Below are 7,066 nucleotides of genomic sequence, written 5' to 3' on the forward strand. Positions count from 1 at the left end.
CGCCACCGGCGGCGTAGTCGTTGCCGCCGACGTTGCTGGGCTGGGCGTTGCTGGCGTAGTGGCCAGCGACCCGCTCGGCCCATACCGGCCCGGGGTTGGTGGTGAAGCGGCCGATGAAGGCCTGCTGGCTAGGGGTCAGCGAGAGCGCGCTGCCGATGGCGCCCCGGTAGTAGCCGCTGTCGCTCAGGCTATCGCCGAAGAAGATGGTGTCGTCGAAGGTGTCGTGAAAGCTGGAGACGGCCAGCGCCGGGAGCGGCAGGGCGCTGGCCCCGACGATCATCCCCAGCGCCAGCTGCCGAGAGCGCGACATTGGCATGGTGTCGATCCCTTGTGAGTTGTTGTCTTGTCTCGTCGGAGTGCGTGCTGGCCACGGCAACGGGGGCGACGAGCGCTCCTCAAACGAGCGTTTACGTTATGACACAGCGTTGCCGCCGCCGCTGTAAGAGAAAGGTCGCATGAACCTCCCCGCCACCTCCGGCAGCAGCTCGAACCCCCGGGGCGGGAGGGCGCTCTCCCGCGCGCTATAGCGGACAGCAACAGAAGCGCCCTGGCGGGTTTTTCCCGGCAGGGCGCTTTGCGTTGGGGTGTACTTTCGTTCTGGATCGGCACGTATCCCCGTTCGGAGTCGGGGGGCTTTAGCCGGATCAGGGCGTCGAGGAGGCCACCGGATGCGGGCGGGTGAGCAGGCTGCCCGCCACGAACGCGATCATCGCGGCAGCGAGTCCGGCGTAGATGGGGGAGTTGGACAGCAACCCATCCTTGAGCATGAAGCCGATCACGCCGATGCAGCCGGCCAGCATGCTGGCGATGGCGCCGGTGGTGGTGGCGCGCTTCCAGAACAGGGCGCCCAGCATCGGGATCAGCATGCCGCCGACCAACAGGTTGTAGGCGACCGTCAGGGCCCCGATGACGTCACTGACGTTGATCGCGATGATCACGCTCACCACGCCGATCAGGCCCGTGCAGAGCCGGTTGATCCTGACGCCCTCGATTTCCCGGCCACCGCGCAGCGCCGGGAGAATGTCCTGGGTCAGCAGGGTCGAGGAAGCGAGCATCCCGGCGCTGGAGGTGGACATCATCGCGGCCATGGCGGCGGCGATGATCAAGCCGCGAATGCCGTCCGGCAGGGCCAGCTGCGCGATGGCGGCGAAGGCATTGTTGGCGTCGTCGAGATTGGGCAGCAGGATGCTCGCCGCGATACCCACCAGCGCGCCGATCACGCCATAGAGAATGCAGTAGATCCCGGCGAAGGTGCCGGCGCTGCGGGCGACACTGCTGGAACGCGCCGTGAATACGCGCTGCCAGATATCCTGGCCGATCAGGATGCCCAGGAAGTAGATGACGAAGTAGGTGATGATGGTGTCCCAGCCGATCGCGGTCAGCGAGAAGCTGGTCTCCGGCGCCTTGTCCAGCAGCGCGCTCCAGCCGCCCACCGAGTGGATCGTCAGCGGCAGCAGCAGCGCCACCATGCCGATCGTCATGATCAGGAACTGCACGATGTCGGTGAGCGTCAGCGACCACATGCCGCCGATGGTCGAGTAGATCACCACGACGATGCCGCCGATCACGACCGCCTGCCAGGCCGGCATGCCGAAGATCACGCTCAGCACCGTACCGATGCCGATGGTCGAGGTCACCGCCAGCATCAGGTCGTAGGCGAACATGATGATCGAGCTGATCAGCTTGGCGGCTGGGGTGTAGCGGCGCTCCAGCACCTGGGTCACGGTATACAGCTTGAGAGTCATCAGTGGCTTGGCCAGTACCACGCTGAGCACGATCAGCCCCAGGCCCAGCGAGGCGCAGAGCCAGAGCCCGGACAGTCCATAGGTGTAGCCGAGCTTGACCGTGCCCACGGTCGAGGCGCCACCGAGCACCACGGCCGACAGCGTGCCCAGATACATGCCGGGGCCCAGGCGGCGTCCCGCCACCAGATAGTCTTCCCGGTTGCGGGCGCGTTTCATGCCCCACCAGCCCAGGCCGAGCATGCCGGCCGCGTAGAGTGCGACGACGAAGAGATCCAGCATCATGATGTCCTATCCTGCCGCTGCATCAGCGGCGATTGTTGTTGTGGAACGGGCGATCCAAGGGGTGACGGTACCGTGATGACGGCCTGTCAGCGGCGGTTGACGCCGGGGAGAATGCAGAGCATCTCGAACAGCAGGTTGGCGGCCACCACGGCGGTTTGGCCGTGAGCGTCATAGGGTGGCGAGACCTCGACCAGATCGCAGCCGACGATATCGAGCCCATGGGCGCCGCGAATGATCTCCAGCGCCTGGGGGATGGTCAGGCCGCCGATCTCCACCGTGCCGGTTCCCGGCGCGTAGGCGGGGTCGAGACTGTCGATGTCGAAGGTCAGGTAGACCGGACCGCCTTTGAGCTTGTCTCGGATCTCCGCCATCAGTGGCGTCAGGCTCTTGTGCCAGCACTCCTCGGCCGGCACCACCCGGAAACCCTGTTGACGCCCCCAGTCAAACTCCTCCGCTGCGTAGCCGGTGCCGCGCAGGCCGATCTGGGCAACGCGGTTGCAGTCGAGCAGACCTTCCTCCACCGCGCGACGGAACGGCGTGCCGTGTGCGATGGCCTCGCCGAACATGTGCTCGTTGATGTCGGCATGGGCATCGACGTGGATCAGCCCCACCGGGCCATGCTTTTTCGCCATGGCGCGCAGGATCGGCAGCGCCAGGGTGTGGTCGCCGCCCAGCGTCAGCGGAATCACGTCGTGGGTCAGCAGCTCGTCGTAGTAGCGTTCGATGATATCGACGCTCTTCTTGAGGTCGAAGGTGTTGATCGGGACGTCGCCGATATCCGCCACCTGCAGGCTTTCGAACGGCGCGGCGCGGGTCGCCATGTTGAAGGGGCGCAGCATCCGGGATTCATCGCGAATCTGGCGCGGGCCGAACCGTGTGCCCGGGCGGTTGGAGGTGCCGATGTCCATCGGGATGCCGACGAAGCAGGCATCCAGTCCTTCAGCGCTCTTCTGCGTCGGCAGGCGCATCATCGTCGCGGGGCCGCCGAAGCGAGGCATTTCGTTGCCGCCCAGGGGCTGGTTGTATGGCGGTGTCGTTGGCATGGAGACTCCTGCTGTTGTGATTGTCGATTAGCACTCGCAGGAATCGTGCCAAGTCGTAACATGCTGATTTACAATCTTCTTTGTTTTCAGGTGATTCAAACACGAATCGAGGCATGGACGTTTCCGATCCATCCGTGCATCAATGATGCATCGACGTATCGGTAAAGGAGCACCGGAAATGGCGGACTCGCTGGACGAGGGGGCGGCCCGTTTGACGCTGGAAGCGCTGATCCAGACGGCCCAGGATCATCTCTTCATCGTCGATGCCGGCGGTCGCATCCTGGATGTCAGCCCCGGCAGCGCTGCGGTCTATGGCCTGAGCCGAGATGCGCTGCGTGCCACCACCGTCCAGGCGCTGCAGGCCAGCGGCGTGCTCTCTCCCTCGGTCTCCCTCGAAGTCATTCGGACCGGCCAGCCCGCGCAGATCATGCAGCGCACCGGCACCGGGCGTCAGGTCATCGCCGAGGCCTTCCCGGTCTACGCCGACGGCAAGCTGATCCGCGTGATCAGCCGTTCGCGGGACCTCACCGATCTCCGCCTGCTGCAGGACGAGTACGCGCTGCTCCAACGCCGCTTCGCCGAGCATCTCCGCCGCCACCACGGGCCCGACGACGATGACGATGCATCGGTTGGCGAACTGGTGGTCAGGAGCCGGATCATGCGCGAGATGGTCCATCTGTTGAAGCGTAGCGCTCCCACCGACGCCACCGTGGTGATGCTGGGCGAATCCGGTGTCGGCAAGACGGCGTTCGCACGTCAGCTGCATCGCTGGAGCTGTCGGCGGGACGGGGCGTTCGTCGACGTCAATTGCGCGGCCATACCGGAGTCGCTGTTCGAGTCGGAGATGTTCGGATACCAGCCCGGCGCGTTCAGCGGGGCTTCACGCCAGGGCAAGGCGGGGCTGCTGGAGCAGGCGCATGGCGGCACGCTGTTCCTGGACGAGATCGGCGAGCTGCCGCTGACGATGCAGTCCAAGCTGCTCAAGGTGATTCAGGACGGCTCGGTGATGCGGTTGGGCGACACCCGCTCGCGCCAGGTCGATTTCCGACTGATCGTGGCGACCAACCAGGATCTGGCCGGCAGGGTCGAGGAGGGCGCCTTCCGGCTCGATCTCTACTACCGGCTCAACGTGATCCCGGTGTCGCTGCCGCCGCTGCGCGAGCGTCGCGAGGATATCCGGGGGCTGGCCCAGCGTCATCTCGAACGACTCAATCGCCGCTACGGTCGGGACAAGATACTCCATCCCAACGCCTGGGAGACGCTGATAGGTGGCGACTGGCCGGGCAACATCCGGGAACTGGAAAACTGGCTGGAACGTGCCTGGCTGTCCGCCGAGGGGGGCGTCGTCGGGGCGCCGGTGGCGTCGTCCGCTGGCGGGGCGGCGTCGGGCGGCGATCCGCCGACCGGGTCCGGTAGTGCGGCGCCCACGCCGCGTGAGAGCCCGCTGGCGCCGGGGCAGGGGCTCAGGGCGGCCATGGAGGCGCATGAGCGCGCCATTCTGGCCTCGCTGGCGGGGTCATGCGTCAGCACCTATGAACTGGCCGAACGGTTGGGGATCAGCCAGCCAAGCGTAGTGCGCAAGTTGAAACGCCATGGCCTGCGGCTCGGCCGCTGAGTGCCCGCGACCATTCAGCGACTGATATCGGCGTTGGTGTCGGCATTGGTGCTCGCTGTCGCTTCGGCGGGACGCTTCTGCCTGCCGTGAGAGCCGGAGGCACCCGGTGACGTGATCGGAAGGGCGCTCGGCTTGCGCTTGCCGTAGCCCCAGCGCTCGGCTTCCGACGGGGCGTCCGGGGCGCTGTCGTCGTGCAGCCATTCGCGCCAGCTGGCGACCAGCAGCGCCATCAGCACCGGGCCCACGAACAGGCCGACGATCCCCATGGTCTTCACGCCACCCACCAGACCGAAGAAGGTGGGGAGGAAGGGGAGCTTGATCGGGCCGCCGACCAGGCGCGGCCGCAGTGTCTTGTCGACGACGAACAGCTCCACGGCGCCCCACAGGAACAGCCCGATGCCGTTGGCCATGTGCCCGGTGGCGACCAGATAGAGCGAGACCAGCGTGAACGTCAGCGGCGCGCCACCCGGCACCAGCGCCATGAAGGCGGTGATCACGCCGAGCACCACCGGTGACTGGATGCCGGCAATCCAGTAAGCGGTACCGAGCACCAGCCCTTCCCCCAGCGCGATCAGACCCATGCCCATCACGGTGGAGCTGATCGTTGCCGGCACCACCCGCGAGAATCGCTGCCAGCGCGCCGGCAGCACCCGCTCGCCGACCGTATCCAGCTGGCGCGCCATGCCGGCACCATCCCGGTAGAGAAAGAACAGCGTGATCAGCATGAACAGCAGGGTCAGCGCCAGGTGCAGCGCATTGCTCCCCAGCGCCAGCACCCAGCGCGAGATATTGCCGATGTGCTCGCCGCCCACCAGCTGGATCAGAGACTCCGGTGCGTGCGGTTCCGCCAGCGTCTCCTGCCACTGCTCGGACAGCCATTCGCCGATGCCGGGGAGGCCGGCAACCCAGTCCGGCGCGGGGATGCCTTGCTGGTTGGCGACCATCAGCCAGCCAACCCAGCCTTTCAATTCCTGAAAGGCGTATGAGCAGGCCAGTACCATGGGGATCACCAGGCACATGACGATCAGGCCCAGCGCGATGCCGGCGGCCAGCGCCCGACGCTGGCCGCAAGCCGCCAGCAGGCGACAGTAGAGCGGCCAACTGGCGACGCAGATGATCAGCGCTGCCAGCACCGGCACCAGGAAATCGATGAAGAAGTAGATGCCGGCGACCATCACCAGCACCAGGAGCCAGCGGGCGACACTGCTATCGGCGAAGATTGGGGCCATGGATCACTCTTGCATGAGAGGGTTGGACCAGAGCGGCTCGGGCTGAATCAGAACGGCAGCCGCATGATACCGCAACCGCTGCGGTCGGCGATTGGCCGCGCGGCGCTGGCGCGGTCAAAAAAAACCCCTCGCACGGGCGAGGGGCTGGAGGTGTCGTCGAAGCGCCGGCTCAGGGCAGCTCCTCCTCGACCTCTTCCTTCTTCACCGGAATCAGATCCTGGCGCTCCAGCTTGAACACGATCAGCAGCGCCGCGGCGACATAGACCGACGAGAAGGTGCCGGCCACGATCCCCAGGATCAGCGAGATCGAGAAGTTGTGGATCATGTCGCCGCCCAGGAAGAACAGCGCGAACAGCACCAGCAAAGTGGTACCGGACGTGGCCAGGGTGCGCGAGAGCGTCTGGTTGATCGCTTCGTTGAAGATCTGCGGAAGGTCCTCGCTGCGCGACAGCCGGATGTTCTCGCGAATTCGGTCGTAGACGATGATGGTGTCGTTGAGCGAGTAGCCGATGACCGCCATGATCCCGGCGAGCACCGTGAGATCGAACTCCCACTGGAACAGCGCGAACAGGCCCAGCACGATCAGCACGTCGTGTCCCAGCGAGATGATCGCGCACAGCGCGAACTTGTACTGGAAGCGGAAGGCGACGTAGACGGCGACGCCGGCCAGCGCCACCAGCATGCCCAGGCCGCTCTGGTCGCGTAGTTGATCGCCCACCTGGGCGCCGACGAACTCGGCGCGGATCAGGTCGATCTGGGCCCCGCCACTGCTCAGCGCGGACACCACCTGGTTGCCGACGTCGTTGTCGAACGTCTGTTGCAGCCGCACCAGGATCTCGTCGGTGGCGCCGAAGGTCTGGACCTGGAAGTTCTCGAACCCGCTGTTGGCCAGCAGGGTGCGGATATCGTCCAGCGACGGCACTGCGGCGTAGTGGAGCTCCACCACCGTGCCGCCGGTGAAATCGAGACCGAGGTTGAGATGCAGGAGGGCGAGGGCCGCTATCGACACGATCGTCAGCACGATCGAGACGACGAAGGCGATGCGGCGTTTGCCCATGAAGTCGAATTGGCGCATTGCTCGCGTCTCCTAGATCCAGAGTTTCTTCACCGGCTTGCCGCCGATGGAGAGGTTGACGAGGGCACGCGACACCA

At 65.8% G+C, this 7,066-nt stretch carries 6 protein-coding genes; 1 reads left to right on the forward strand and 5 read right to left on the reverse strand.

The window, feature by feature from the left end:
* From Q0602_RS21755 to speB, 3 genes are all read right to left on the reverse strand, one after another.
* Window positions 1-316, reverse strand: a 316-nt coding sequence (locus Q0602_RS21755; RefSeq protein WP_298847963.1) for a hypothetical protein, incomplete at its 3' end; no start/stop codon positions are given.
* A 328-nt stretch (window positions 317-644) separates the two neighbouring features.
* Window positions 645-2,027, reverse strand: coding sequence for a sodium:solute symporter (locus tag Q0602_RS21760; RefSeq protein WP_295040561.1), 1,383 nt, complete (start codon window positions 2,025-2,027; stop codon window positions 645-647).
* Between the two features lie 86 nt (window positions 2,028-2,113).
* Window positions 2,114-3,070, reverse strand: a complete 957-nt coding sequence (gene speB, locus Q0602_RS21765) for an agmatinase (RefSeq protein ID WP_298847965.1) — start codon at window positions 3,068-3,070, stop codon at window positions 2,114-2,116.
* A gap of 178 nt (window positions 3,071-3,248) precedes the next feature.
* On the opposite strand from speB, the gene Q0602_RS21770 reads away from it, so the two are divergent.
* The gene (locus Q0602_RS21770) at window positions 3,249-4,685 is read left to right on the forward strand and encodes a sigma 54-interacting transcriptional regulator (protein WP_298847967.1); all 1,437 of its coding nucleotides are present in this window, start codon (window positions 3,249-3,251) and stop codon (window positions 4,683-4,685) included.
* A gap of 14 nt (window positions 4,686-4,699) precedes the next feature.
* Here the strand turns inward: Q0602_RS21770 and Q0602_RS21775 are convergent, their stop codons facing one another.
* Entirely contained in the window at window positions 4,700-5,914 is a 1,215-nt protein-coding gene (locus Q0602_RS21775) for an AI-2E family transporter (RefSeq protein ID WP_298847968.1), read from the reverse strand.
* Between the two features lie 169 nt (window positions 5,915-6,083).
* Entirely contained in the window at window positions 6,084-6,989 is a 906-nt protein-coding gene (secF, locus tag Q0602_RS21780) for a protein translocase subunit SecF (protein WP_298847969.1), read from the reverse strand.
* Window positions 6,990-7,066: the final 77 nt, after the last annotated feature.

This window comes from uncultured Salinicola sp., assembly GCF_937921195.1.
Classification (GTDB): domain Bacteria; phylum Pseudomonadota; class Gammaproteobacteria; order Pseudomonadales; family Halomonadaceae; genus Salinicola.